Origin of the sequence: Pedobacter suwonensis (assembly GCF_900111825.1) — a bacterium.
GTDB lineage: Bacteria > Bacteroidota > Bacteroidia > Sphingobacteriales > Sphingobacteriaceae > Pedobacter > Pedobacter suwonensis.
Window position 1 is genome coordinate 95,683 of the sequence record NZ_FOJM01000020.1, and the last position, 25,820, is coordinate 121,502.

General features: G+C 37.4%; 28 protein-coding genes and 1 pseudogene. 14 read left to right on the forward strand and 15 right to left on the reverse strand.

The features are described 5' to 3' along the window. Positions 1–5: 5 nt before the first annotated feature. Positions 6–287, forward strand: a complete 282-nt coding sequence (gene ppnP, locus BM107_RS22070) for a pyrimidine/purine nucleoside phosphorylase (protein WP_090987393.1) — start codon at positions 6–8, stop codon at positions 285–287. Positions 288–429: 142 nt separating this feature from the next. Here the strand turns inward: ppnP and BM107_RS22075 are convergent, their stop codons facing one another. Together BM107_RS22075 and BM107_RS22080 are read right to left on the reverse strand one after the other, a co-directional pair. After that, complete coding sequence (locus BM107_RS22075; RefSeq protein WP_090987395.1) at positions 430–1,701, reverse strand: M16 family metallopeptidase; 1,272 nt, start codon at positions 1,699–1,701, stop codon at positions 430–432. Beyond that, positions 1,694–2,938 carry a M16 family metallopeptidase gene (locus BM107_RS22080; protein WP_090987398.1) on the reverse strand — a complete coding sequence of 415 codons (1,245 nt, stop codon included), beginning with the start codon at positions 2,936–2,938 and terminating at the stop codon, positions 1,694–1,696. Before BM107_RS22080 ends, BM107_RS22075 begins: the two co-directional genes overlap by 8 nt. Before the next feature lie 158 nt (positions 2,939–3,096). On the opposite strand from BM107_RS22080, the gene BM107_RS22085 reads away from it, so the two are divergent. The 3 genes from BM107_RS22085 (at position 3,097) to BM107_RS22095 (ending at position 5,533) form a co-directional block, all read left to right on the forward strand. Continuing rightward, positions 3,097–3,726, forward strand: coding sequence for a hypothetical protein (locus BM107_RS22085; protein ID WP_090987400.1), 630 nt, complete (start codon positions 3,097–3,099; stop codon positions 3,724–3,726). Position 3,727: 1 nt separating this feature from the next. Beyond that, positions 3,728–4,345 carry a hypothetical protein gene (locus tag BM107_RS22090; RefSeq protein WP_090987402.1) on the forward strand — a complete coding sequence of 206 codons (618 nt, stop codon included), beginning with the start codon at positions 3,728–3,730 and terminating at the stop codon, positions 4,343–4,345. Positions 4,346–4,408: 63 nt separating this feature from the next. Then, a complete protein-coding gene (locus BM107_RS22095; protein WP_090987404.1) occupies positions 4,409–5,533 on the forward strand; it encodes a CofH family radical SAM protein in 1,125 nt (374 codons plus the stop codon). Positions 5,534–5,753: 220 nt separating this feature from the next. Here BM107_RS22095 and BM107_RS22100 read toward each other — a convergent pair whose 3' ends face one another. The 3 genes from BM107_RS22100 to BM107_RS22110 all read right to left on the reverse strand — a co-directional run bounded on the left by BM107_RS22100 (position 5,754) and on the right by BM107_RS22110 (position 9,194). Then, complete coding sequence (locus BM107_RS22100; protein WP_090987406.1) at positions 5,754–7,391, reverse strand: M57 family metalloprotease; 1,638 nt, start codon at positions 7,389–7,391, stop codon at positions 5,754–5,756. A gap of 212 nt (positions 7,392–7,603) precedes the next feature. Continuing rightward, the gene (locus BM107_RS22105; protein WP_090987408.1) at positions 7,604–8,449 is read right to left on the reverse strand and encodes a ferritin-like domain-containing protein; all 846 of its coding nucleotides are present in this window, start codon (positions 8,447–8,449) and stop codon (positions 7,604–7,606) included. Between the two features lie 19 nt (positions 8,450–8,468). Beyond that, a complete protein-coding gene (locus BM107_RS22110; protein WP_090987410.1) occupies positions 8,469–9,194 on the reverse strand; it encodes a ferritin-like domain-containing protein in 726 nt (241 codons plus the stop codon). Between the two features lie 125 nt (positions 9,195–9,319). On the opposite strand from BM107_RS22110, the gene BM107_RS22115 reads away from it, so the two are divergent. The 5 genes from BM107_RS22115 to BM107_RS22135 all read left to right on the forward strand — a co-directional run bounded on the left by BM107_RS22115 (position 9,320) and on the right by BM107_RS22135 (position 15,387). After that, complete coding sequence (locus tag BM107_RS22115) at positions 9,320–10,105, forward strand: LytR/AlgR family response regulator transcription factor (RefSeq protein ID WP_090987412.1); 786 nt, start codon at positions 9,320–9,322, stop codon at positions 10,103–10,105. Continuing rightward, on the forward strand, positions 10,095–13,100 hold the full coding sequence (locus BM107_RS22120) for a ligand-binding sensor domain-containing protein (protein WP_244278885.1): 3,006 nt from the start codon (positions 10,095–10,097) through the stop codon (positions 13,098–13,100). Before BM107_RS22115 ends, BM107_RS22120 begins: the two co-directional genes overlap by 11 nt. A gap of 226 nt (positions 13,101–13,326) precedes the next feature. Next, complete coding sequence (gene scpB / locus BM107_RS22125; RefSeq protein WP_244278886.1) at positions 13,327–13,926, forward strand: SMC-Scp complex subunit ScpB; 600 nt, start codon at positions 13,327–13,329, stop codon at positions 13,924–13,926. Between the two features lie 78 nt (positions 13,927–14,004). Then, on the forward strand, positions 14,005–14,196 hold the full coding sequence (locus BM107_RS22130) for a hypothetical protein (RefSeq protein WP_090987414.1): 192 nt from the start codon (positions 14,005–14,007) through the stop codon (positions 14,194–14,196). A gap of 72 nt (positions 14,197–14,268) precedes the next feature. After that, positions 14,269–15,387 carry an N-acetyltransferase gene (locus BM107_RS22135; RefSeq protein WP_090987416.1) on the forward strand — a complete coding sequence of 373 codons (1,119 nt, stop codon included), beginning with the start codon at positions 14,269–14,271 and terminating at the stop codon, positions 15,385–15,387. A 232-nt stretch (positions 15,388–15,619) separates the two neighbouring features. Here BM107_RS22135 and BM107_RS22140 read toward each other — a convergent pair whose 3' ends face one another. From BM107_RS22140 to BM107_RS22170, 7 genes are all read right to left on the reverse strand, one after another. Next, positions 15,620–15,946, reverse strand: coding sequence for a helix-turn-helix domain-containing protein (locus BM107_RS22140; RefSeq protein WP_090987418.1), 327 nt, complete (start codon positions 15,944–15,946; stop codon positions 15,620–15,622). Between the two features lie 72 nt (positions 15,947–16,018). Next, a complete protein-coding gene (locus tag BM107_RS22145; RefSeq protein ID WP_090987420.1) occupies positions 16,019–17,371 on the reverse strand; it encodes a UDP-N-acetylmuramate--L-alanine ligase in 1,353 nt (450 codons plus the stop codon). Positions 17,372–17,549: 178 nt separating this feature from the next. Continuing rightward, positions 17,550–18,398 carry a 50S ribosomal protein L11 methyltransferase gene (gene prmA, locus BM107_RS22150; protein WP_090987422.1) on the reverse strand — a complete coding sequence of 283 codons (849 nt, stop codon included), beginning with the start codon at positions 18,396–18,398 and terminating at the stop codon, positions 17,550–17,552. Further along, positions 18,399–19,160: a triose-phosphate isomerase gene (tpiA, locus tag BM107_RS22155; RefSeq protein WP_090987424.1), complete on the reverse strand. Its 762-nt coding sequence runs from the start codon at positions 19,158–19,160 to the stop codon at positions 18,399–18,401. It abuts the gene before it with no gap. 19 nt (positions 19,161–19,179) lie between these two features. Beyond that, positions 19,180–19,632, reverse strand: coding sequence for an RDD family protein (locus BM107_RS22160; RefSeq protein ID WP_090987426.1), 453 nt, complete (start codon positions 19,630–19,632; stop codon positions 19,180–19,182). A 2-nt stretch (positions 19,633–19,634) separates the two neighbouring features. Continuing rightward, positions 19,635–20,801 carry a putative sugar nucleotidyl transferase gene (locus tag BM107_RS22165; RefSeq protein ID WP_090987427.1) on the reverse strand — a complete coding sequence of 389 codons (1,167 nt, stop codon included), beginning with the start codon at positions 20,799–20,801 and terminating at the stop codon, positions 19,635–19,637. A gap of 72 nt (positions 20,802–20,873) precedes the next feature. Next, positions 20,874–21,122, reverse strand: a complete 249-nt coding sequence (locus BM107_RS22170; protein WP_025142617.1) for a type B 50S ribosomal protein L31 — start codon at positions 21,120–21,122, stop codon at positions 20,874–20,876. A gap of 287 nt (positions 21,123–21,409) precedes the next feature. Here BM107_RS22170 and BM107_RS24815 point away from each other — a divergent pair, with 287 nt between their 5' ends. Together BM107_RS24815 and BM107_RS22175 are read left to right on the forward strand one after the other, a co-directional pair. After that, positions 21,410–21,577, forward strand: a complete 168-nt coding sequence (locus tag BM107_RS24815) for a hypothetical protein (protein WP_159435299.1) — start codon at positions 21,410–21,412, stop codon at positions 21,575–21,577. An 8-nt stretch (positions 21,578–21,585) separates the two neighbouring features. After that, positions 21,586–22,284 carry a hypothetical protein gene (locus tag BM107_RS22175; protein ID WP_090987429.1) on the forward strand — a complete coding sequence of 233 codons (699 nt, stop codon included), beginning with the start codon at positions 21,586–21,588 and terminating at the stop codon, positions 22,282–22,284. On the opposite strand, the gene BM107_RS22180 is transcribed toward BM107_RS22175, so the two are convergent. Then, positions 22,281–22,565 carry a hypothetical protein gene (locus tag BM107_RS22180; RefSeq protein WP_090987431.1) on the reverse strand — a complete coding sequence of 95 codons (285 nt, stop codon included), beginning with the start codon at positions 22,563–22,565 and terminating at the stop codon, positions 22,281–22,283. The genes BM107_RS22175 and BM107_RS22180 overlap by 4 nt on opposite strands. 294 nt (positions 22,566–22,859) lie before the next feature. Next, entirely contained in the window at positions 22,860–23,267 is a 408-nt protein-coding gene (gene mce, locus BM107_RS22185; protein ID WP_090987433.1) for a methylmalonyl-CoA epimerase, read from the reverse strand. Positions 23,268–23,384: 117 nt separating this feature from the next. Here mce and BM107_RS22190 point away from each other — a divergent pair, with 117 nt between their 5' ends. The 3 genes from BM107_RS22190 to BM107_RS22200 all read left to right on the forward strand — a co-directional run bounded on the left by BM107_RS22190 (position 23,385) and on the right by BM107_RS22200 (position 25,546). Continuing rightward, on the forward strand, positions 23,385–24,596 hold the full coding sequence (locus tag BM107_RS22190; protein WP_090987435.1) for an IscS subfamily cysteine desulfurase: 1,212 nt from the start codon (positions 23,385–23,387) through the stop codon (positions 24,594–24,596). A gap of 113 nt (positions 24,597–24,709) precedes the next feature. After that, the gene (iscU, locus tag BM107_RS22195) at positions 24,710–25,123 is read left to right on the forward strand and encodes a Fe-S cluster assembly scaffold IscU (RefSeq protein WP_039476200.1); all 414 of its coding nucleotides are present in this window, start codon (positions 24,710–24,712) and stop codon (positions 25,121–25,123) included. Between the two features lie 96 nt (positions 25,124–25,219). Beyond that, positions 25,220–25,546 (forward strand): HesB/IscA family protein, encoded by a 327-nt coding sequence (locus tag BM107_RS22200; RefSeq protein ID WP_090987437.1) that lies wholly within the window; start codon positions 25,220–25,222, stop codon positions 25,544–25,546. Between the two features lie 60 nt (positions 25,547–25,606). Here BM107_RS22200 and BM107_RS24970 read toward each other — a convergent pair. Next, positions 25,607–25,820 (reverse strand): annotated as a pseudogene (locus BM107_RS24970) (IS3 family transposase); the annotation flags it as partial.

Sequence of the window (25,820 nt, forward strand, 5' to 3'; positions counted from 1 at the left end):
TTGCAATGATTACTGAAAACCAATATTTTAATGGCAACGTTAAATCGTTAGGCTATGAAACTACCGAAGGAAAATCGACCATTGGTGTGATCAATCCGGGAGAATATACCTTCGGTACTGCCCAAAAAGAAGTGATGCATGTGATAGAGGGCCAACTGCAGGCGCTATTACCAGATGCCACCGAATGGATAAATATTGCTGCAGGAAACCAATTCGAGGTTCCTGCAAATTCATCATTTAAAGTAAAAGCGGCTGTGCAAACCGCTTATCTTTGCCAATATAGATAATTTAAAAAAGCCGTCCTTTCGACCGAAACACAGTGGATTTGAAAGATCTATATCGATAGATTTAGCTTCGCTGAACACTTCGTGGTTCTCGACTTCGTTGCACTTCGCTCGAAACGACGGCCTCCATAGGCTTAATTTCCACTTACTTCTTCCCGATCACGACCTCTATAAAATTTTCTGTAGTAAGGTATTTATTAGCCATTACCAACAGCTCTTCAGCAGTGATTGTCTTCACTTTTTCGATGTATCTGGTATAATAATCATAATCCAGTCCTGCAAAATAAATATTCTTGAATTTGTCGGCATGTGAAAAAACGTTCTCCAGGCTGCCCAACATCGATCCCAGCATGTAGTTCCGAACCAGATCCAATTCTTCTGCTCCAACGGGTTCATTTTTCAATAACTCGATCTCTTTGTAGATTTCTGTTAGTGCGGCTGAACATACATCTGCACCCACTTCGGTTGCGATAAACAGATAACCTGCCTGCTGTAGGGAAGAAATACCAGAACCGATTCCGTAAGTATAACCTTTATCTTCGCGGATGTTGTTCATTAAACGCGAACCAAAATACCCGCCTAAAATTGTGTTTAGCACCTGAAGCCCGCAAAAATCCTCATGTTTGCGGTTTATAGCCAACTGGCCTATACGGATAGCTGATTGTAATGCATCTGGCTTTTCGGTATAAAGCACTTTTTTTTCAGTGGGCGTAAAACTAAAGTTATTTTTTATGGCATCACTTTTTTCCCAATCGCGGCCAAAAAAATCATTTAAAAGCTTAAATCCCGCATCATCGAACTTACCTGATATCACTATGGTGCAGTTGTTGGGAGCATAAGCAGCTTTAAAATAATCAAGCAGATCTTCACGTTGTAAGGCATCGTAATGGGCTGCTTTGATATTGACACCATAAGCGGTATCGCCAAACAAAGCATTGGCAAATTCCTTTCTCGAAAGAATATCATTCTTTTTCAGGTTAACCTGTAACTTCTGCTTCTGGTTCTGGATATAAATATCAAGTTCATGCTGTGGAAACTGGCTTTCTGCTAAAACATCTTTCACAACCGGTAATACCGAATGCAAATGTTTATTCAACGTGTACAATGTTACCGAAGATTGATCCTGTACATATTCTGTTTGAAAAAATGCACCGTAAAAATCAATTTTTTCGGCTATTTCCCTTGCGGATAATTGATTTGTTCCATTGTTGATTAATGCGCTTACCGCAATGGCCTGCAATGGTTTTTCCAGGTTCCAGTTTACATTATCAAAAATAAATTCAATCCGTACCAGATCCTGTTCTCCGGAATAAATGGTATAAACGGGTACACCATTATCCAATACCTGTTTTTGCGGATGGATAAATTTTATGTTAGACACCTGCTTAAAATCAGGTGCTTGTTGTCTGTTAAGCATTTTCTTCGGTTAAATAATATAAAGTAGATGATGATTTAGGATTAAAAGTTTCGTCAGATATCCTTTTGATATCTTCTGCGTTTACTTTTAGGAACTCTTCGGTTTCACTGTTCAATATGGCGGCATCGCCCAACAGCTCATAGTAAGCCAGATTCATTGCTTTATCCAGCAGGTTCATCTCAGAAAAAACAAGTACCGATTCTACCTTATTTTTCACTTTAGTTAACTCCGTTTCTGAAACAAGTTCAGTTTTTAACTTCTCAAGTTCAGCCCAGATGGCTTTTTCTGCCGCTTCGACTGTTATACCTTTCACCAGTTTACCCTCTATAATGAAAAGTCCCGGATCCAAACTGCTTGAAATATAAGCATTGATATCACTAAAAAGTTGCTGTTCCTTTAACAGGCTATTGTATAACCGCGAAGACTGGCCACGCGATAAAATATCTGACAATAAATCAAAAGCGTAATAATCCCCGCTTAATCGTCCGGGCATTTTAAAAGCCATGTAAATCGCATTTAAAGGGACGTTAGCCTTAACTGTTTCTTTTCTGGCTTCGGTTTGCGGATCTTCCTGAACTAAATTCCGGTTATATTTCTCACCCGCAGGGATCGGTTCGAACCATTTTTCGGCCAGTTTTTTTACATCGGCTGTTTTCACATTTCCGCCAACAACTAAAATTGCGTTTTGCGGCGTATAATGTTTCTTAAAAAATGATTTTACATCATCCATTGTGGCATTTTCGATGTGCGAAAGCTCTTTACCTATCGTTGCCCAACGGTAAGCATGCTTCTGATAAGCCAGCGGACGTAATTTTAACCAAACATCGCCATAAGGCTGGTTAAGATAACGCTGTTTAAATTCCTCACTTACCACATTTCGCTGGGTATCCAGGCTCTTTTCAGAGAAAGCCAGGCTCAGCATCCGATCGCTTTCTAACCAAAAAGCAGTTTCGATATTTTCTGCTGGCAAAGTGATGTAATAATTGGTAATATCGTTACTCGTAAAAGCGTTGTTCTCTCCCCCTACCCGTTGTAAAGGTTCGTCATAACTGGGAATGTTTATCGATCCACCAAACATGAGGTGCTCGAACAGATGAGCAAAACCCGTTTTTTCGGGGTCCTCATCCCGGGCACCAACATCATATAAAATATTTAAAACTGCCATTGGCGTTGTTGCATCTTCATGCACCAAAACTTTTAACCCATTGGCCAGTGTAAAACGATTAAAATCTACCATAGGTGACAAAGATAATCGAATTGTTGAATTGCTAAATTGTTTAATCAATTAATCTGGCAAACACGACATAATTTTTTTCTTAAAATTCTGCAAACAAATTTGTAATTTTTTTATTACCTGTAATTATATAATTTTACAAAAATAAAACCAGAAGAAATATGCTCACCTATGCTATAATCGCGCTCGTTTTAGTGGCAACAAGTCTTTTTTTACTCAATTTTAGGAGGGAAAGCAATTGGCGCAAAAACAATAATGATACGTTTAGTTTTGTTATCTCACTAATATCCACCTTTACAGGATTGTTTATTGCCCTGGCGGTTAATACTTTTCTGGATAACATCGACAAAAAAAACAACTTAATTAAATTGTTGAACACCACTAATCTGGCAATAGAAAACTGCCAGATGAAAACGAAAGGAATGTATTTAAATACTTCCAATGCCGGACTGAATCTAACCGAAACCCTAAAGAAAACGCCTGTTGAACTACCTAAGTTATATCCCCAACTCGCAACAAATAGTTTGGTTAACGACTACTTTACACCAAATGCTTTTCAAGCTTATATTGTTTGTATCGACAATATGGAAACCTTTGTTAAAAACCTAAGCAATACCGAACAGAACAACAATGGAACGAAAATTGAGATTCTTAACCGGTATTTAAAATATTTAGAATTTGCTAAAAGTATTAACAATTTAGAAGTGGAAAGGCTCGGTGGGAACATTACTGAAGAACAGGAAACCACTTCTTTAAAGAAAATAGTTGACCAATTTACTACGTCGAAATAACATGAAAAATATCATTATAATCTGTTTGTTAACCTTGGGTTTAGCTGCCTGCAGCACAGCTACAAAAAAGGAAGAAAAAATTGATTTTACTAAATCATATGAAACAGCGGCGCTCGCATTAACCGATGCACAATTGAATTATGATGCAGCAGTAGCAAGTAAGGATACCGCAAGAATAGCAGCTGCAAAAATACAGTTGGAAACCGCCAAAACAAATTATTTAAACAGTAAAACCTATTACACTGCAAATGGGGGCATTGTAAAAGCAGAAGATGATCAATTGCTTGCCAAAGCAAATACTTCTTTGGGTAAACCCGTTAATGACACAACCACTGTGGCCACTACGGCCGGAAAGTTTATAGATAGTACCAGGGTAAATGCTGATAAAAAGGTGAAACAGGTAATAGGCGCCATTGCAACTGGTGAAAGTAAGGTTAAACAAGTTTCAGATGCAGTTGCGGTTGGTCAAACTACAGTTAAAAATAATATTGTAAAAGCTAACGAAGGCTTAAAAAAGGTTAATGACAGTACTAAAAAGCGTTTAGAGGAAATAAAAAAACAGGGAAATGATTTGCTAAACCTGTTTAAACGTAAGGCTGATACCACTAAAAATAATTAACAATGCACTGTTTTTTTATAAAACTGTGATTATAGTGATGCTTATTTCGAGTATTTTTGCTTTATGAATACAGCCGATTTACTGCAGCGGGCGCTACATTTTGATTTTTTAACGCAAGAAGAAGGTGTATACCTATACCACCATGCCGATACTGCATCATTGATGTTTGTAGCTAATGAGCTAAGAAAAATTCAAGTCCCTAGCGGTAAAGTAACCTGGCAGATCGACCGTAATGTAAATACCACCAATGTTTGTATTGCAAACTGTAAATTTTGCAATTTCTTCCGCAGGCCTGGTCACGAAGAAAGTTATATTACCGACATTGAGACCTATAAAGTTAAAATTGAAGAAACTTTCCGTTTAGGCGGAGATCAGTTATTATTGCAGGGCGGTCATCACCCTGATCTGGGCCTGGCTTTTTATGCCGATCTATTCAAAAAGTTAAAGGAGTTATACCCCGATTTAAAACTTCATGCTTTAGGTCCGCCAGAAATTGCCCACGTAGCCAAGCTGGAAGGCATCACGCATACCGAAGTATTAAAAACACTCAAAGAAGCCGGGATGGATTCACTACCTGGGGCCGGTGCTGAAATTTTAAACGATCGGGTAAGACGGTTAATTTCCAAAGGTAAATGCGGCGGGCAAGAATGGCTAGATGTAATGCGTGCCTGTCACCAGTTGGATATCACCACTTCAGCAACCATGATGTTCGGCCATGTAGAAACCATCGAAGAGCGTTTCGAACATTTGGTATGGATCCGTCAGGTACAAAGTGAAAAACCAGCCGATGCCAATGGATTTCTGGCCTTTATTCCATGGCCTTTTCAGGATGACGGCACTTTATTAAAACGACTGCGTGGTATCAGCAATACAGTAACTGCCGATGAATATATCCGGATGATTGCCCTGAGCCGCATTATGCTGCCAAATATTAAAAACATCCAGGCCAGTTGGTTAACCGTTGGCAAAACGACTGCCCAATTATGCCTTCATGCAGGAGCAAATGATTTTGGATCGATCATGATTGAAGAAAACGTAGTATCAGCAGCTGGTGCACCACATCGTTTTACAGCGAATGGTATCCAGCAATCCATTAAGGCTGCAGGTTTTGAGCCACAATTACGTGGTCAAAAGTATAATTACAGGGATTTGCCAGAGCATTTGGAAGAGCAGGTGATTACCTATTAAAAAAGTGTAAGCGGTAAGATGGGGATGAATAATGGAGGAGCAGTGCTAATTTTCAATAATCAATAGTGACAAGAGGTCTGATAAATTGCCAGTTCATAATTCGGTAGAAATACAAGATGGGCCCCGCTTTATCCATTTTAAAATCTCACAATCCTAAAAATCTAAACAACAAAGGGAAGTAAAACCAAAGTTCTACCTCCCCTACCTTAACTGCATTGCTTTATAGAGATAAATTTCTATAGATAGCCCCATTCTTTTTTGCTACCCATGGATGACCTATTCCGTCCACACCAACCTTATAACCTCTATAGCCCATATCATAAAAATCATATCCAGTCCAGCGAAATAGTTGGTAGTTTCCATCTGCATCTGCTGCACCACCAAGTAAAAATATATTATCAACATTATTTAAATGTCCAATTGCCAATTCTTTGAAAACGATATTTTGTGAAGGTGTATCAAAATAGGTATTGCCATTCCTACGAATTTTAAAATTTCCAGTATTATCAATAATAGCCATATTATAGTCTTTGCCCATACCAAATTTAACTGCTCCAATAAAAGTCTCATCAATCCAATTTGTACCGTTCCATCTCTTTATTAGGTTACCACCAGATGTAGCAGGCGTGGTACTTAAGATAAAAACTCCAGCATTACTTTGCGCAATTTCCAAAGCGTTCCCAGGTAATTGTACAGGAGTACTTCCATTAGTATAACCTCTAAAAATTTCATGATCAGCATTGATATAAAAAAGACCATCAGTTGAGTTAGCAATTTTTGTCCCAAAATAATTATAAGAGGTTGAAGTATTATAGTAAGAGTTGTACCAAACTAAATAACCATTTAGGCCTTCACCAAATGAAACAAAGTAAAAAATACTTTCAGATCCGCCTGCAGAAAATGATTCGGCACTTACGCTAGACATAACTTCCCAAGTTCCAACTGACTTAGGATACATTGTCCTAAGAGCAATTAGGTCATTATTTGTAAAGCCTTCAAAAGAATTTAAAGATAAGCTGCCGTTCATATAAGATGATGCATCAAAGGCTGCGGTGCCTGCGATTTGTATTTCATCCGAATCAGTACCATCTGTATGAGCTATTCCTATAGTATGAGCCAATTCATGAGTAATTGCCACAACTTTTTGAGCAAGCGGCAAACTACCGTGATTATTATAAATCCTGATCTGCGGACCAGGCACAACTACAAAATTCCCTGGAGGCATAAATGCATAACGTGGGATTTGAGCATCAGCAACTACGGATGAATTCGGATTAGTTGTACCTGTTTCACTAATCGTGATATTTTGACCTTCTGTTACAACTTTTATTTGTATTTTGCTAATAGTGGTTAAACTGTTAATGTTAAAGTTGCGTACAGCCTCCTGAGCAGCATTAATCCATTCTGGTGATGTCGCATTAATTTTTACCTTTAAATTAGTTATAAATTGATTATCGACAATCCATGGATTTTGATTCTGAATGTCTATGTATTGACGTTGTTGAATTAAATCTGGTCTACCCAACATCTTTCTGGATGAAAATAATTCTGCTAAAGTTAAATGGTTTTGATTTAAGGCTTTTTTTCCTGATTCAATTTCCAAGGCAAGTTTCACATCTGCTTTATAAATAAATACATCGTTTTGTATAACAAATGATGTATCTGAAAATGTAATGTCTGATTCTTTAACACCTCTCGTTGCACTTAGAAAACGAACAAGATATTGTAAACTGTCTGGAACATTTGATTTCTTATCAATTCTGTTTTCGGTAGCACTTTCTATATTATTTTGTTTTTTACAGGAGAACGTCAGCGCAAACACGATAATGGATAACGTTAATAAGATTTTATTTTTCATGATATTGAATTGAATGATTCATTTCAGTAAAATAACAACAATAGTCACAAACACGGAAAGAAATACATATAAAAAATACAACTAAAAGTTTTAAATAATACAATTAAATAAAAACTAAAAATACTTTTTTAATCAATAAAAAAGGGAAGCAGCCTAAACGCTACCTCCCCTACCTTAAACGAAACATTACCTAATTAATAATGTCAATATTTTTAAGCTAATTTTTTACCAGTCTTAATAAATTGGTTTGCAATTGTTTTAACAGCCGCGCCGGTTAAAAATTCGTCAAAACTTTCAGCTGCCTGAGTTTGCGAAGCGCCACCCAATCCATTAATCTCAACACCAGCTTGTACAGTATTTTGCTCCCCTGCATAAACGGCATCAACTGCTGAAATTCCTGTATCGTTACCATTAGCTGCATAACTTATCCAGGGTTTTAAAGCAACACCCAAAGAAGCAGCAACCATTTGACGGATATGTGATGCATGACGGGCTTCTACTGAATGTATCTGTAAAGCAGTGGTTAAAACTGCATTTCCTTTTAAAATCGGCGCTTGTCCTTTATAGGCACGTACACCAGTATCTTCAAAAGCTAAAGCAACTTTTAAGAAAGTTTGATAGTTGCTAAAAACATCGCCAAATGCTCCTCCAGCTGTAAAATCAAAATCAGCATCCACGTAACCATCAGCACCACTAATCTGTAAAGCACTTTTTAATAAATCAACGTGAGCTCTTTCATGTGCTCTAATCGTAGTGATCGCTGCATTTGAAGCCGTAGTAGGGAAAGTGATGGTTGAATTTGTTAAAGCGTGATTGTAATAATTATATTCCAGATACTCTAACGCCAATGCAAAGTTTAATACGTCATTAACTGTACTTGGGTTAGTTTGTCCATAAGCTTTTTGGAACATTGAACCCAAAGCAAGCGGCAATGCTGCCATCGATATTTTTTTACCAACATTGAAAAAATCTTTCATTGCTGATCTACGCGGACTTAATCTTTCATAGATCTCACCGTCCACTTTTTCTATTTCGTCTAATATATTTAAGATATTCATGATTGTCGAGTTTTAAAGATTAAAGGTTGATTACATTAATTTTGGTTTTCACATATTTTCCGGCAATTGCCAAAACTTTATCTGGTGTTAAGGCTCCATCCAAACCAGCTGAGTTGTTCGCACCTAATGCTGTTAAACTGTTTAAATCAGCAAAACTTCCATTAGAAATCTGATCTCTAACCCATGCCGCATGGCGCGCTTCTACTGAGACGATTTTACCTGCTAAAACAAGATAATCAGTAGTAGTAATACGTACACCAGCACCATTATAAGCGGACACGCCTAAATCTTCAAATGATTGAGCAGCAGCTAAAACACCTGAAGCACTTGTAAAATCAATACTTGAAAAATCTACCTCCAAACTGCCGATTGCTGCAGTACTTAATGCTTTTTTAAAGAATTCTCTGTGGGCAATTTCATGAAACTGAACATCTTGAAAATATGCCTTCTGCGCAGCTGTAAATGCCGCAGGTGGTGCAGAAGCAACTTTAATGTAAAACGCAGCTTCTAATTGTTCCAAAGCATAAGCATAGTTTAATACACCTATATCAGTTTTAAAATCCAGTGTTGCACCATTCATCGTTGGGTTATCATAACCGCGATCTTTACTACAGCCAGCAGCTACTAAAGCAATACCGGCAGCACCTGCACCTGCATACTGCAGAAAAGATCTTCTGCCCACAGCTTTGTCAAACAAACTTTTCTCCTGAAGCTCGCTTTTTGTTTCTAGTTCATTGTTTTTCATAGTCATCTATGTTTTAGTGGTTTTGAATACGTTTGATGATACATACGTGACAATTTGGATACTGGTTTTTTCGATTTGCATTTTTTTTTATAAGACCATTTTAATACATTCACCAACCTATAGCTATGACTACACTAAAGGCCATTATTGTTGATGATGAGGAGTTTGCACGATCGTCATTATTTTTTTTACTGCAACAGAATTGTCAGCAGGTAGAAATTACCGGTATAGCAAGATCTGTAAACGAGGCAAAAGACATTTTGGACCATCACCCTATTGACCTGATCTTTTTGGATATTGCCATGCCTGGCGGAAATGGTTTTGAATTGGTGGCCGATGCACAAAAACACAATGCTGCCATAATATTTACTACCGCCTACGATCAATATGCATTAAAAGCAATAAAGGCAAATGCGCTCGATTACCTGTTAAAACCAATTGATATTGATGAACTTAAAACAGCGGTAGACAAAGTTTCACAACACATCAAATTATTTAAAAGCCAGAACGAGAATGATGAACGAATAAACAATCTGGCTTCCAGTTTAAGTTCGAGATCAGAGATCAGGAAACTTACCCTTCCTTACGGACAGGGTTTTAAGATGATTGATATTGATGATATCATTTATATTGAAGCCGACAGTAACTATTCTATTGTACACCTAAACAACCACGAAAAAATCACTGTTTCTAAGGTTTTAAGGGAGTTCGAAGAATTATTGCCAACTGATCAGTTTGTCAGGATACACAAATCAAGCATTATCAACCTTAATCACTTAAAGGAATATAATTCTAAAAACGGACTGCAGGTTTTCCTAAAAAACGGTGAAAGCATTAACATTTCGAGGAGAAGAGCGAGCGATTTTTTTGAAAAAATAAAGTTATTTACCAAAGCAAATAGTGATCATTAGTCCGCATATAAAAAGAAAACAACTGGCTCAAAAAGCTACTCTGAAGTTTAGCTTCAGCAGTTTTTTTATTGCTTTTTTATTGCTGATCCTGGGTTTTATCGTACCTCAAAAACTTTTTTCTCAAACTACTTATCTCCCCCATTATAACACTAAAAACGGGCTTGCCAGCAATAACTGTTATTACATTTTACAGGATAAAAAAGGTTTTATATGGATTGCCACCGATAATGGATTGAGCCGTTTTGACGGAACAAACTTTCAGAATTTCACGATAGAAGATGGCTTGCCAGATACGCAGATCCTGCAGATGAAAGAAGATAAAGAAGGCCGTTTATGGTTTTTTGCACTGAATGGTCAGCTCAGCTACTTAAAAGAAGGAAAGTTTTACAACCAGAGCAACGATGAACTCCTTAAAAAACTCAACTTTAATACCGTAATTGTTTCCTTTTTAATTGATCAATCAGGGCGGATCTGGCTCGGAACAAACGCCAACCTGATTGTGTGCTGGGATGGAAAGATCATTAGAAAATATATCTCTCCAAATCAAAAGGACAAATTTATCAATGCTTTTATCCATGAAGATGAACAAGGTAACATATTTGCATATAGCGATTTAAGTGTACAACAATTTAATGGAAGAACATTTACCCTGACCAAGTCAAAAGTACAACCCATTTCTTATATGACGGCTGCCAATAGCAGCAACAGATCTTTATTTTATCTTGATAATGGTGGATTAAAACAATACAGGCACGGAATCATCAACGAGATTATCTCCATCCCGCAAAACCTGATCAAAAACATGTCGGGATATTTTTATTACGATGTTAGCAGCAAAGAGGTTTGGCTATCAAACGCTAATGGCGCTTTTGCGCTTGATAAAAGCGGAAAAACGGTGCAGTACCTGCAGGATATTCCGGTTAACCAGGTGATTAAAGATAATAACCAGAACATGTGGTTTGCTACCAATCAGGGCATATACATGCTGCCGAACATGAATAACCGCTTATCGATTATTGATGCAGAATCTGGCTTGAGCAGCAATGTAATTAAAAGCATCACCAAAGACGGGAAAAACAGACTGTGGTTGGGTACTGATGATGCGGTAATCGATGTACTGAGCATCAACAATTATCAGGTTGATGAAATTGGGTTAGATGATTTTAAAAAATACAAAACCATTAAACAGCTAACTTTCGACCCTAAAGACCAAGCCATCTATTTCGCTTCTGATTATGGAATGGGGGTTTTCAAAAATATTTACAACAGCAGTAGCGATGTAAGTTATTTGAAGGAATCAAATAATTCGATGTTTGTGATCAAACACTTTAGCGTTGCTGAAAACAACAATCATCTTGCCCTGGCGCTATCATCAGGTGTTGTTTTCCTATCAGACAGAACCAGTAAACTTGAGTTTAATGCAGCAAAATATCGCGAAAAGGAGGATTTTTTTAAAGACAGATCCTATCACGTTTTTTACGATCGTGAAGGCAATTTGTGGTTTTCAAATGTTAACGGACTTTCTCAATTTTCGAAAGGAAAACTGGTTAAACACTATGAGAACCATCCCCTGCTAACCAAAAGGATCAATGATATCCAGCAGCTTGCCGACGGAACATTGATTCTGGCTACCGATGGTTATGGTTTAATTTTTTATAAGAATAAACAGATTACCAGACAAATTACTCAAAAAGACGGCTTAACCAATAACATCTGCACAAAAATATTCATCAAAAACAACGAAATATGGGTATTAACCAACAAAGGCGTTAACAAAATAGCCAATTACCCGAATGAACTTAATGTAGCAAATTTCGACTATGGAAAAGACCTTTTAAGTGATGATATAAACAGTTTGTATATTGATGACAGCACGGCTTATTTTGCTACAAACAAAGGGCTGATTCTATTTAAATACAACAATAAAAACATTATTAAAAACCTTCCTAAGGTATATGTTACTTCTATCATTAAAGATAACGAACGTTTACCTGTTGATCAGGATAATTTTACTTTCGAAACGGGTAATAATACCATACTCTTTACCTTTAGCGCCGTTGATTTTACCACCAGTGATATCACCTACCGGTACCGTTTAAATGAAAATTCGGCCTGGATAGAAACCCGAACGAGGCGTTTGGATTTTTCATCACTGCAATCAGGCGATTATGTGTTTGAAGTAAGTGCAAAAAGCCAGAACGGTAGTTGGGGTGAATCTGCAAAAATTGCCTTTACCATTAAAAGTCACTTTTGGCAAAGCCTATGGTTTTTATCCATTTTAATATTGCTTGTGGCTTATATTTTTTATAAAGTGGCTGTTTATATCACCCGCAAGCAAAAGGATAAGGAACAAGCCCAATTGTTGTTAAAAAACAAAGTGCTGATGTTAGAACAACAGGCACTGCAGGCAATGATGAATCCCCATTTTGTATTTAATGTAATGAACTCCATCCAGCATTATATTAACACGCAGAATACAGCGTCTGCCAATAAGGTTTTAACGGGATTTGCCAGACTGATCAGAAAAAACCTGGAGATCTGTACAAAGAGTTATATCTCACTGGAAGAAGAATTAGAATACTTAAATCTGTACCTAAAACTGGAGAAGAACCGGTTTGGTGACAAATTAGACTATATTTTTAATGTGGATGATGATATAGACAGAGAGGAAACGTTTATTCCGTCTATGTTGTTGCAACCATATGTAGAAAATGCCATATGGCATGGCATTATGCCAAAAGAAACTGGTGGTAAAATCATGATCAATATTAAACTGATGGATGAATTTTATCTTAATATTGAAATTATAGACGATGGCATTGGGATTGAAAACTCCTTAAAAGACAAAAAGGAGACACATATTAGTAAAGGTATGCAGCTTACCAAAGAAAGGTTACATCTTTTAGGTCAGATTGGAGCAAAACCTATACACCTAAACGTACGACAAAATACCACAAATGGTACAACCGTCTCCATTTCTATACCGTTAAAATAGACAATTTACCGTTTACTCAATTATTAATACCACTTACTAAATAGAATCTTGATCGAACCTGGTTTAGCCTTAAACTTGTGTTAGAAATAAACGATAGTGTTTATCAAAGACGTTCTTATAGAATTGATATAGATATTTAATAACCTAACCTAAAACTATATCTTAATTCAGGTTTCATTTGTGTGTTGAAAGCGGTCTTGTTTTTAAAAGCGAGACCGCTTTTTTTATGTCGAAAATTTTATTTTTGTATATGCCCAATCATAATATCACCAGACACATTGAAGCGCTTATATTTTCTTCCAGCCAAAGCATCAGTACGCAAGAAATCATACTTGCCTTAAATGCAGTTTTTAATGAAGAGTTTATTGAAGAACAGGTTTTCGAAAGCATAGAGCAGATTAAGGAAAAGTATAGCCAGGATGATTTGGCAATCGAATTGGTATTTTTAAACAATGGCTACCAGTTTTTAACCAAAAAAGATTATCATGAAACGGTAAATCAACTGCAGTTACATCGCTCCAAAAAAAAATTAAGTCAGGCTGCGATGGAAACACTAGCCATTATTGCCTACCGGCAGCCCATAACCAAGTTGGAAATTGAACAAATAAGAGGCGTAAACTCTGATTATTCGGTACAACGCCTGCTTGAGAAAGAACTGATCAGTATTGATGGAAAAGCGGAAACCCCTGGCCGACCTATCCTCTATCGTACCAGTACATTGTTTATGGATTACTTTGGCTTAAACAGCTTAAACCAGCTTCCACAGTTAAAAGATATCGTTAAAGAGGAAAATTCTGTAGGAGAAAATGTAGAGCAAATAAATTAATTTATTTATTCACAGATTGTTATTAAAAAAAGTTTTTTTGTATTTTTAAACTATAAAAGCAATTTTTATTTTTGTGTTATGACAGCGCCAAAGAAACTCCCAACTAAACCGACTGCCAAAAAACAGGCAGACGAAGATGATGATTTTGAAGATGACGATATTCAAACAACAAAAAAGAAGCCTCAGGATGATGACGATGATGATTTCGACTTGCCATTAGATGATCTGGACAACTTCGACAATTTTGACGATGACGACGACGATTATTAATATTTAAAAAACATATATTTGAAAAAGCATCCGCCCGCTTGGTAGGATGCTTTTTAATTTTAAAATCTGCCCATGCAAGTTATATCCGTAAGCAATTCATCATTAAAAAAAGACTTTCTAAACACACCTAAAATCTTATATAAAAACGATAAAAACTGGATCTGTCCCCTGGATAGCGAAGTTGAAAATGTTTTTAACCCTGAAAAAAACACCTTTTTTGCACATGGAAAATGTACGCGCTGGGTATTAAAGGATGATGCAGGAAAACTGATTGGACGTGTAGCAGCTTTTATAAATGAGAAAAAAGCATACCATTATGACCAGCCAACAGGTGGAATGGGTTTTTTCGAATGTATTGATGATGAAAAAGCTGCCTTTCTTTTATTCGATACCGCCAAAAACTGGTTAACCGAAAATGGAATGAAAGCGATGGATGGTCCGATTAATTTTAGTGAAAACGATAGTTTCTGGGGACTATTGGTCGAAGGCTTTACCCCCCCATCTTTCGGCATGAACTATAATTTCCCCTATTATCATAAATTTTTCGAGAAATATGGTTTTGTTACCGAATATGAGCAATTGACCAATCATATTAACCTGACCATACCTTTTCCGGAACGTTTTACAAAAATTGCCAACTGGGTAAGAAATAAACCAGGTTATACCTTCGAATATTTCAGCAAATCCAATTCAAGCAAATACATCAATGATTTAATGGAAATTTACAATGATGGCTGGCAGAATTTTGAAAACTTTGTGCCCATTAAAAGAGAAACCCTCGAGGAGAGTTTTAAAAGTATGGAACCCATTATGGATGAACACCTGATTCAGTTTGCTTACTTCAACGGCGAACCGGCATCATTTGTCGTGTTGATTCCTGATGCAAACCAAATGATCAAAGGTTTTAACGGGAAACTGGGTTTAATTGAAAAATTAAAGTTTGCTTACCGCCGTTGGGTGGGCGTTACGCGCATGAGGGCAATTGTAATGGGCACTAAACCTAAATTCCAGAAACACGGCTTAGAATCGGTACTTTTTATCCGTTTAGGCGAATATGTATTACCTAAAAACCAGTACAAAGAGCTTGAATTGAGTTGGGTAGGCGATTTTAACGAACAGATGATTGCCATCCATAAAGCTACAGGCGCAACATTTGGCAAAAAGCACTTAACAATGCGGAAGATATTTTAACCTTACAGATTCGATACCTGACAAGGTTCGTGTCTCCACGAGCCTTTTTTATAATTGACACTCATTCATTTCATCGTCCGCGTTTGTAACGTGGATGATAGAGAATGGCGATTGTATCGCCGTTAGCATTAAGCCATTTTATTCGAATTATAAATGCATATTCTCTAATCCTCATTGCAAAAGAGGACTATATTCTATTGTGCCGAACATCATTATGGCAATTAAGCAATATTTAAATCCCAAGCTTATCGTATAAATCAATCACCTTTTTGCGGAGTTTATTAATTTCCTCTTCTTTTTCGATTAGTTCTTTTTTAAGCGCAATGAGTTCTTTTGAGGAGTCGGATTCTGATGATGCTGATTGCCCGGTAATCAATTGTATTACCGGAACTTTGAATATTTTCGAAATCTGGAGTAAACGCGAGATATTGAGATCGGTCTGGCCCGTTTCGATTTTACAAAAAGCAGGAGTGGAAATGTTCAATTTTTTAGCCGCATCGGCCTGGCTTAGCCCCAGTAACAATCTAATTTGTTTGATGTGATCTCCGATACTTTTCATAATTTAATTAGATATGGGATTTGAGAAGTGAGATTTGAGAAAATATCCCTCTCAAATCTCATGTCTAGAATCTCACTTCTTTATAGCGGCCGCAAGTTCCGGCAAATCGAAACCTGCATAATTGCCAGAGCTCATCATTAATAAATTGGCATCTTTGTAATTTAACCTCAACAAATAATCTTTAAGCTTTGATGCGTCATTAAAAAACTTCAATTTTGGATTGGCGAAGGCCTTTTGCACATCGTCTTCAGAAAAAGGCTCCATTCGCTTTTGTTCGAAAGATTTAATGTCAATAAATACAATGGCCTCATCGGCTTTATCCATCGCACCTTTATATTCTTTCAGGAAATCTTTGTTTAAACTGCTAAAAGTATGCAATTCTATACAAGCTACTAATTTACGGCTGTTAAATTGGGCTTTAACAGCATCAATAGTCGCTTTCAGTTTTGATGGTGAATGTGCAAAGTCTTTATAAACATTGGTTGATACATCAGCTGAAATGACCTCTAAACGTTTAGCAGCCCCGGTAAATGATGCAATGGCCGTATCAAAATCGTTTTCACTGATAGCTAATTGTTTACATACCAATTTGGCGGCATTCAGGTTCATGAGGTTATGATCACCAAAAATCTTCAATGCCGTCTCTTCCGGGAGCAGATAAGTGACTCCGTTCCTGATTTCATGTTCAGGGATAGCATAACCGATCCTGGTCACATCAGCTTTTGATTTTGACACAATCTCATTCAAATCTGCATCTGCCTTACAGTAAACCAACGTACCCTTTGTTTCTATTGAATCAATAAACTTTTCAAACTGCAACGTATAATCGGCATAGGTTGGAAAAACATTAATGTGATCCCAGGCAATTCCGCTGATTACCGCAACATTTGCTTTATACAGGTGAAATTTTGGTCGTCTATCGATCGGAGAAGATAAGTATTCATCGCCTTCAATAATCATTACCGGAGCTTCTTCCGTTACTTTAACCATGGTTTCGAAACCGGCAAGCTGCGCGCCGACCAGATAATCAAAATCACGTTTATAGTAATTTAGTACGTGTAAAATCATACTAGTGATGGTTGTTTTACCATGACTGCCACCAATTACTACACGCAGTTTATTCTTGCTCTGCTCGTAAATATATTCAGGATAAGAATAGATTTTAACACCCAATTCCTGTGCCTTCAATAATTCCGGATTATCAATACGGGCGTGCATACCCAATATTACAGCATCCAGCTCGTTGGAAATGCGATTTTCATTCCATCCCATTTCAGCTGGCAGTAAACCATATTTATCCAAACGCGATTTTGCAGGTTCGTAAATCACATCGTCTGAACCTGAAATCTGATAACCTTTTTTATGTAGGGCAATGGCCAGGTTGTGCATGGCACTCCCACCAATTGCTATAAAATGTATACGCATATTTTTTGTTTTAGATCTGAGATGCTAAATGTGAGATTTGAGACGCTAGATATGAGATGTTAGACAAAAAATGAGATATGAGACAAAAGATGTAAGATACAAAATGAAGAACAAGCACTTAAATACCTTAACCGCTCAGTCTTCCCCCTTCCCCCTTCCACCTTCTACCTTCTACCTTCTACCCTTCAACCTTCTTCTCAAACTGTGCCGCTACCCAATCACCGTTTTGTTTATGATCAACGTATTTAATGCCATACTTAGCACATTCGGCAGTAATCATTGCCAAATCAGGATCCAGATAAAAGCCACTGAAGAAAATTTTGCCTTCAGGTTTTAAAACCTCAGCATAACGGTGGATTTGATCTAATAATATATTCCTGTTAATGTTGGCAAAAATAACATCATATTCATCATCCGGAATGACTTCTTTACTACCACAAAGTGCCTGTAAATTATTTACATCATTAAGCGCAGCATTTTCTACCGTACTATCATAACAGATATCATCGTAATCGATGGCCATTAAACTTTTAGCCCCTAATTTTGCAGCCAGAATAGCTAAAATTCCGGTTCCGCACCCCATATCCAGAATGTATTTATCCTTCAAATCTGCAGCCAGGATATACTGCATCATCATGGTGGTAGTTTGATGATGGCCGGTGCCGAAAGCCATTTTAGGATCAATTACGATTTCGTAAGGGTATGAAGGTTGTGGCTCATGAAACGTCGCTCTCACGTAACACACATCATCAATAATCAGCGGGCTAAAATTCTTCTCCCATTCTGCATTCCAGTTTTCGTCGGCAACATCTTCTAAAGTGTATTCTGCTGCAAATTCCTCACTGTAATTGCCCAATAGATCTTTTAATTCCTGCTCGTTAAAATTATCTTTAATAACGAAAGCCGTAAAACCAGCCTCACTATCTTCAAAAGTATCGAAGCCCAGGTCAGCAAGATCGCTGATAAGCAGATCCTGTTGATAATCTTCGATACTTTTGAAAGTAAATATTGCTTTTATGTATTGCATCTAGCTATTTAATGCTTTAATAATATCTGTAAAATCGCGTGATTTTAACGATGCGCCACCAATCAGGCCACCATCAATATCTTTTTGCGCAAATAAGCTCGCGGCATTACCCGGATTACAACTGCCACCATATAAGATAGTGGTATCATCGGCTATATTAAAACCATAATTCGCTTCAATCTCACTGCGGATAAAAGCGTGGATATCCTGTGCCTGTTCTGGTGATGCAGTCAACCCCGTTCCAATAGCCCAAACAGGTTCGTAAGCGATCACGATTTTTTTAAAATCTTCTTCGGTTAAACTAAAAAGCCCCTCTACCAGTTGCTTTTTCAATACTTCATAATAACTACCGTTGTTACGCTCATCCAAAGTTTCGCCAATGCAGAAAATCGGCGTTAAGCCGTTGGCTAAAGCAATTTTAGTTTTTTCTGCCAGTAAAGCATCGCTTTCAGCAAAATATTGTCTGCGTTCTGAGTGACCCAAAATCACATATTCTGCACCTACAGATTTCACCATTTTGGCCGAAGTTTCACCCGTATAGGCTCCACTTTCCTTATCGCTGATATTTTGAGCACCAATTTTAACATCGTTACCACCCAATTTTGCCAGGCTGTTTAAATGAATAAATGGCGAACAAATGATGGCCAGTTGATCGCCTTTTCGCTCATCTTTAACCATATTTACGATTTCGCTGAACAACGAAACGCCTTCGTTATAATCCAGGTTCATTTTCCAGTTACCGGCAACAATCTTTTTTCTCATTTTGTATTAGTTTTATATTTTAATTAAAGGGTCTTATTGGTCCCAAATTCTGGCCAGGGTCTGTTGTATCAATTACAAGCGTTTTTGCATATGCATCACCTACCCGTTGATTTTTTTCTGAATTTCTAACAAGGAGAAATGCGACAAGGCCGAAGCAAAAAAAATCAATAGGATCAAAAAAGCGTCGCTTAAGTGCCTGGGTAATTCCAATTTTTTCGCCATGCAAGGTTACAACTTTTAAATTAAAAGATTGATGCCCTAATGTAGCGCCATACACGCCTTCAGCTATCACAAAATAGAGTAGCCAAAAAAGCAAAATGGGCAAAATACCACCTCCTGATATTGTATAAGCCCTTTCTTCAACATATTCTCCGAAAAAAATCAGGTATACCATAAAGCAAGCCCCAAAAAGCCCATAATCTAAAATAGATGCATAGATTCTTTTTTTAATATTAGCTTTATAATGCCTCATTATTAAACCCTTCTATACGATTCTGTTAATTCAAATACTTTAGTAATAATGTCCTTTTCTACTTCATCAAAAGCCATATTTTTTCTTGCAAATACCTTTTCGGTAGTTTCGAACATTTTATGCAGCTTATAAATGTCGAAACCAGCCGCACCGCCCCAGCTAAAATCGGGTATGTGATTTGGCGGAAAACCACCTCCGAAAACATTGGCTCCAACCCCTACCACACTACCGGTATTGAACATGGTATTAATACCTGCTTTAGCGTGGTCGGCCATGATCAGTCCACAAAATTGGAGGCTGGTGTTGCGCATTTTCCGAGTTTCGTAATCATAAAGTTTTACCTGTGCATAATTATTTTTTAAATTCGAATTATTGGTATCTGCGCCGATATTACACCACTCGCCCATTACCGAATTACCCAGATATCCTTCGTGGCCCTTTGCGGAGTTACCCCAGATTACGGCGTTGTTAATTTCGCCACCTGCACGGCTATTGGGACCAATTGTGGTACCCGAATAGATCTTCGCACCCATTTTTATGGATGAATTTTCACAAAGTGCAAAAGATCCCCTGATTAAAGAGCCTTCCCAAACCTCGGCATTTTTACCGATGTAAATTGGTCCATAAGTAGTATTAAACACGCTGCACTCTGCTTTTGCACCTTCCTCCAGGAAAATATCATCGCCCAGTAACTGGTTGGTACTACTTAGTTTTGCAGAGCTGCGTCCTTCGGTTAATAATTTAAAATCTTTTCTGATCTCTGATGGGTTATTTCCAAAAATATGCTCCGGATAAACGATACGTGTAAAGTCTCCGGAGTATTCAATTTGCTTGAGCGACTTAATCCTTTCAAGAGCGTGCTGATCAGCAATGTAGGCTATAACAACATCGTTTTGATAAAGTGCTTCTCCCGCTTTAAGGCCGGATATAGCATCAAGCAAGGCTTCGTCAGGACAAACAGAACCATTTATACATAAATCGGCATTAGGCTTTGGTGCAAATTTTACAGAAAGGTAATCCTGGGTGTGAAAGCCAAAATCAGCTTTTAAATGTTTTGCCCATTTCTCAGCAATGGTTAAAATACCAATGCGTAAATCGGCCACAGGCCTGGTAAACGTAAGTGGACGTAAGAACATCCAGGAAGCATCATCAAATAGATTGATTGTCATAAGCAGCAAAAATAAAAAAAGTCCCGATGCTTTTGGCAAAGGGACTTCAAAAAATGCTTTTTGTTGCTAGAATTATTTCTTAGCGTAACGGTTTTTAAATTTATCGATACGTCCTGCTGTATCAACCAATTTCATTTTACCAGTATAAAAAGGGTGTGAAGTGTGAGAAATCTCTAATTTATAAAGCGGATACTCGTTGCCATCTTCCCATTTAATTGTTTCTTTAGTATCTACACAAGATTTTGTTAAGAAAGCATATTCGTTAGACATATCTTTAAAAACAACTGGTCTGTAGCTTGTTGGGTGCAAATCTTTTTTCATTTGAATATTATTTTTAGTTATTTGTGTGAAAGCATCAAGAACATTCTTGCAATTTGCTGGCAACAACGCTTATGACATTTCCTATTAGTCTTTCTACCTCTATTTTAGAGGATGCAAATATCCTAATTTTATTTTTGATTTACAAGCCTAAATAAAGAATTTTAAATTATATCTTTCTTCTGCTTGCGGAAGTGTGAAAACATACCGATGGCCCGGTTTAGCAAAACTAAACTTTTTAAGCTGAATATTGTTTTCCAGATGTTTAAAATTTTATGTAAGTTTGATATATGAGAAAACACGGCGAATTAGATGGCATTATCCATGCCAACAGCAGCGGGAAGCTCTATATTAAAAGTCCTGATTTTTTTGCACAGCCAAGGGTAATTGAGATGGTAAGCGCGTTGATGCAATCAAATATCTTTAAAAAAATAGAAAAGGATAAAAGCAAAAAATAACCTTATAAATGCCATTTAACCTACTTTTATTCCCTCTGGTAGGCGGCTACTATATATTAATCCGGTTCAGATACCTGCGGTATGTACAATACCGGCTGGAAAGCCAGCGAATATTACTGAATGCCGCCTTTGCAGGTATTTTACTGCTTGGTGCATGTTTTATATTAAGGGCAATCTTCATTGCCATCTGGCCGGAAATGATTGAATACCTTAGCAAATCACTTCCGATACACACTCCTTATTTCGGCACGACCAGCCTCTCGTTGTTTGTTGCGGTTGCGGCAACAGAAATTGCTAATCTCTTCATTAATCGCCTTAAAGCCATAAAAAGGGCGATAGCTACTTCAGGAAACGAATTTGAATTACTATTAAGTTCATCTTTTTTCGATGCCCATCTTTTACAGTTCACTATGGACAGCGGGAAATTCTACATCGGATGGGTAAAAGAATTACCAAAACCCTTTACCACCAGTTATATACGCATTACCCCTGCATTTAGTGGTTACCGCAGAACTGATGACAAGGAACTGGTTTTCACCACGCAGTATTTAACCGTTTATGCCAGCTATATTGAGGATGGCTCTGTAGCAAATACCGATGAACTGAAAACCGATCTCGTGCTGAAAGCAGATAAGATCAACTCAGTTTCGTTTTTTGATATGGATATGTATAACCGCTTTAATCCTGTACAGGAAGAAGCCACCTAATCTTTCTTAGGACTATATTTTTTCCAGGTTTCTATTTTGGCCATCTGCCGCGCGATATAGGCATCAGCAATTACTTCAGCTGAACTTGAACCTTCCACTGTCTCCAACAGCTCCTTTAATTTATACTGGTCTACATCGGCTTTATATAAAATCTGGATCAGTTTAGGAAAATCGTTATCAATGAGATAAGCAAAAGCATCAACCATTGCAGCGCGCAACTGACTTTCGGAAAGATTATTTTCAATATCGAAATCTTTGCTGATGATGTTAATGAGTGACATGGAACAGGATTTTAAGATTGCAGGATTCCAAGATTAAAGTTTGTTAGCATAGAAGTTGTTCATATTGGGCTTAGGCAATTTACACTGCCCGAAGAAGCACAGTCGAAAATTAAATAAATTTGGTAAAAGCGTCAACTCTTGATTTAAACACTATTTCGCCTTATACTTGTGGTGTGCTTGCTTGTTTCACAGGTTTCGGCGGGACTATTACGGTTAGCAGGACTTTAGATGCTACGGAACAAGAGACCGTTCGTTTTCAAAAGACCCTGAAATAAATTCAGGGTGACGCACGAATTAAATCCACTTAATTTCCTGGCAAATTTCAATCAACACACCATTGGTATCTTTTGGATGAACAAAACAAACCATTTTATTGTCTGCACCCTTTTTTGGAGAATCATTGAGCAACACAAAACCTTCTTTATGCAGTCTTTCCATTTCTGCCAGGATATCATCAACCAGGAAAGCGATATGATGAATTCCCTCCCCCTTTTTCTCGATAAATTTAGCGATAGCGCTATCTGGTGCAGTAGCTTGAAGCAACTCTACTTTATTCTCGCCAGTTTTAAAGAAAGCGGTATTGACCAGTTCGGATGCCACCTGTTCGGTTTTATAACAATCGGTATTGAGCAGTTTCTCGTATATGGCTATGGAACGGTTAAGGTCTTTTACCGCGATACCGATGTGTTCTATCTTTTTCATAGGGTATAAGGTTATGTTAATGTAAAAATGCAGCTTTTCTCTATAAGCTCATAGCTATTATTTATAATTGTTAAATAAGTTTTTTCGTATCTTTGTATTATAATTAACAGAATAGAGATGAAACAGCCGATATATTTAGATAATAATGCTACAACACCGTTAGATCCACGTGTGCTGGAAGCCATGCTACCTTACTTTACTGAAAAATTTGGAAACGCCGCAAGCCGTAACCATGCTTTTGGATGGGTGGCTGAAGAGGGCGTAGATTATGCCCGCGAGGAGGTAGCCAAATTAATCGGCTGTACTGAAAAAGAAATTATTTTTACATCAGGTGCTACTGAAGCCGATAACCTGGCGATTAAAGGTGTATTTGAAATGTATAAAGAAAAAGGTAACCACATAATTACTGCGGTTACTGAACATAAAGCAGTTTTAGATACCTGTAAACACTTAGAAAAAAATGGCGCACGCGTTACTTATTTAGGTGTTAAAGAAGACGGTTTAATTGATCTGGCTGAACTGGAAGCGGCCATGACTCCTGAAACGATTTTAGTTTCAATTATGTATGGCAACAATGAAATTGGTGTAATTCAGCCCGTTAAAGAAATTGCAGCCATTGCCCACAAACATGGCGCTCTATTTATGACTGATGCTACACAGGCAGTCGGTAAAATTCCGGTTGATGTAAATGCTGATGGCATTGATTTAATGGCTTTCTCTGCACACAAAATGTACGGTCCGAAAGGTGTTGGTGCACTTTATGTTCGCCGTAAAAACCCAAGGGTTAAAGTTACTGCACAAATGGATGGCGGTGGCCACGAGCGCGGTATGCGTTCAGGTACCTTAAACGTTCCGGGTATTGTAGGTTTAGGTAAAGCTTGTGAACTTTGCCGGTTAGAAATGGAAAGCGAGGCCATCCGTTTATCAGCTTTACGCGATAAATTAGAATCAACTTTAAGCCAAATGGAAGAAAGCTATGTTAATGGTAACACACAACACCGTTTGCCACATGTAGCTAATATTTCTTTCAAATATGTTGAGGGTGAAGGTTTAATGATGGCGATGAGTGATTTGGCAGTATCTTCAGGATCAGCTTGTACTTCAGCATCTTTAGAACCATCATATGTGTTGAAAAGCTTAGGTTTATCTGATGATCTGGCACATTCTTCTATCCGTTACGGTTTAGGAAGGTTTACTACTGAAGAAGAGATAGACCAGGCCATTGAAGTAACTCAAAAAGCGGTTAATCACCTGAGAGAACTTTCTCCACTTTGGGAAATGTTCAAGGAAGGAATCGATTTGAGCAAAATTGAGTGGGCAGAACACTAAGTCAGTTTGGAGTTGGCAGTTAACAGTTTGGAGAACGCGAACTGGCAATTGAAAACTGATCATTGAAAACTAATTAAAAAATTGCTCCGTAAGGAGATTAAAAAAATAAAATCATGGCATATTCAGAAAAAGTAATTGATCATTACAATAACCCGCGTAATGTAGGTACTCTAAATAAAGACAGTAAATTTGTAGGCACCGGGTTAGTTGGTGCACCTGAGTGTGGCGACGTAATGCGCTTGCAAATTGAGGTTGGAGAAGACAACGTCATTACCGATGCTAAATTTAAAACATTCGGTTGCGGTTCGGCTATTGCTTCTTCATCTTTAGCAACAGAATGGTTAAAAGGAAAAACAATTGATGAGGCATTGGCTATTGATAACATGGACATTGTGGAAGAATTGGCTTTACCACCAGTAAAAATCCACTGCTCAGTATTGGCAGAAGATGCAATTAAATCTGCCATTAACGATTACCGTGTTAAAAATGGTTTAGAAGCGATTGCGCTGGAAAAATCACACCACTAGACTAGATATGAGACAATAGATTTGAGATGTGAGGCACCTAACTTAGGCGCAAATACTTCTCAAATCTCATCTCTCAAATCACAAATCTTTATTACTATGATTACGATAACAGATAAAGCAAAAGACAAAATTGAGCACTTAATGCAGGATTCGGAAATGGGTTCTGATTACTTTTTACGTGTTTCAGTAAAAGGTGGCGGTTGCTCTGGTTTATCATACAATTTAGATTTCGATAACGAGGAACAAAAAGGGGATCAGTTTTTTGAAGATAAAGGAATTAAAATTGCTTTAGATATGAAATCTTTCCTCTACCTGGCCGGAACTGAATTAGATTTTACCGATGGTTTGAACGGAAAGGGTTTCAATTTTGTAAATCCAAATGCAAGTCGTACCTGCGGTTGTGGAGAGAGTTTCTCTGTATAAAATTAAAATGACTAGTCCTGAAATTTTGATACAGGATTAATAATAAATAAAGTTACAATTTTAGGTAGCAGCTAGTTCATTCTGGCTGCTATTTTTTTGTCCATAAGTTCTGATTTTAATTTTGCTTTGCCTATGCATAAATTTGGGTGTATTCATAAAGCATGCGTGATGCGGCCTGAAATTGTTATAAATATTAACGCTTTCAGAAACTATTTTCTTCATTTTTGAAATTGTTATTCCTTCTCTAATAGGGATAAATTCTTGTTTTAAAATT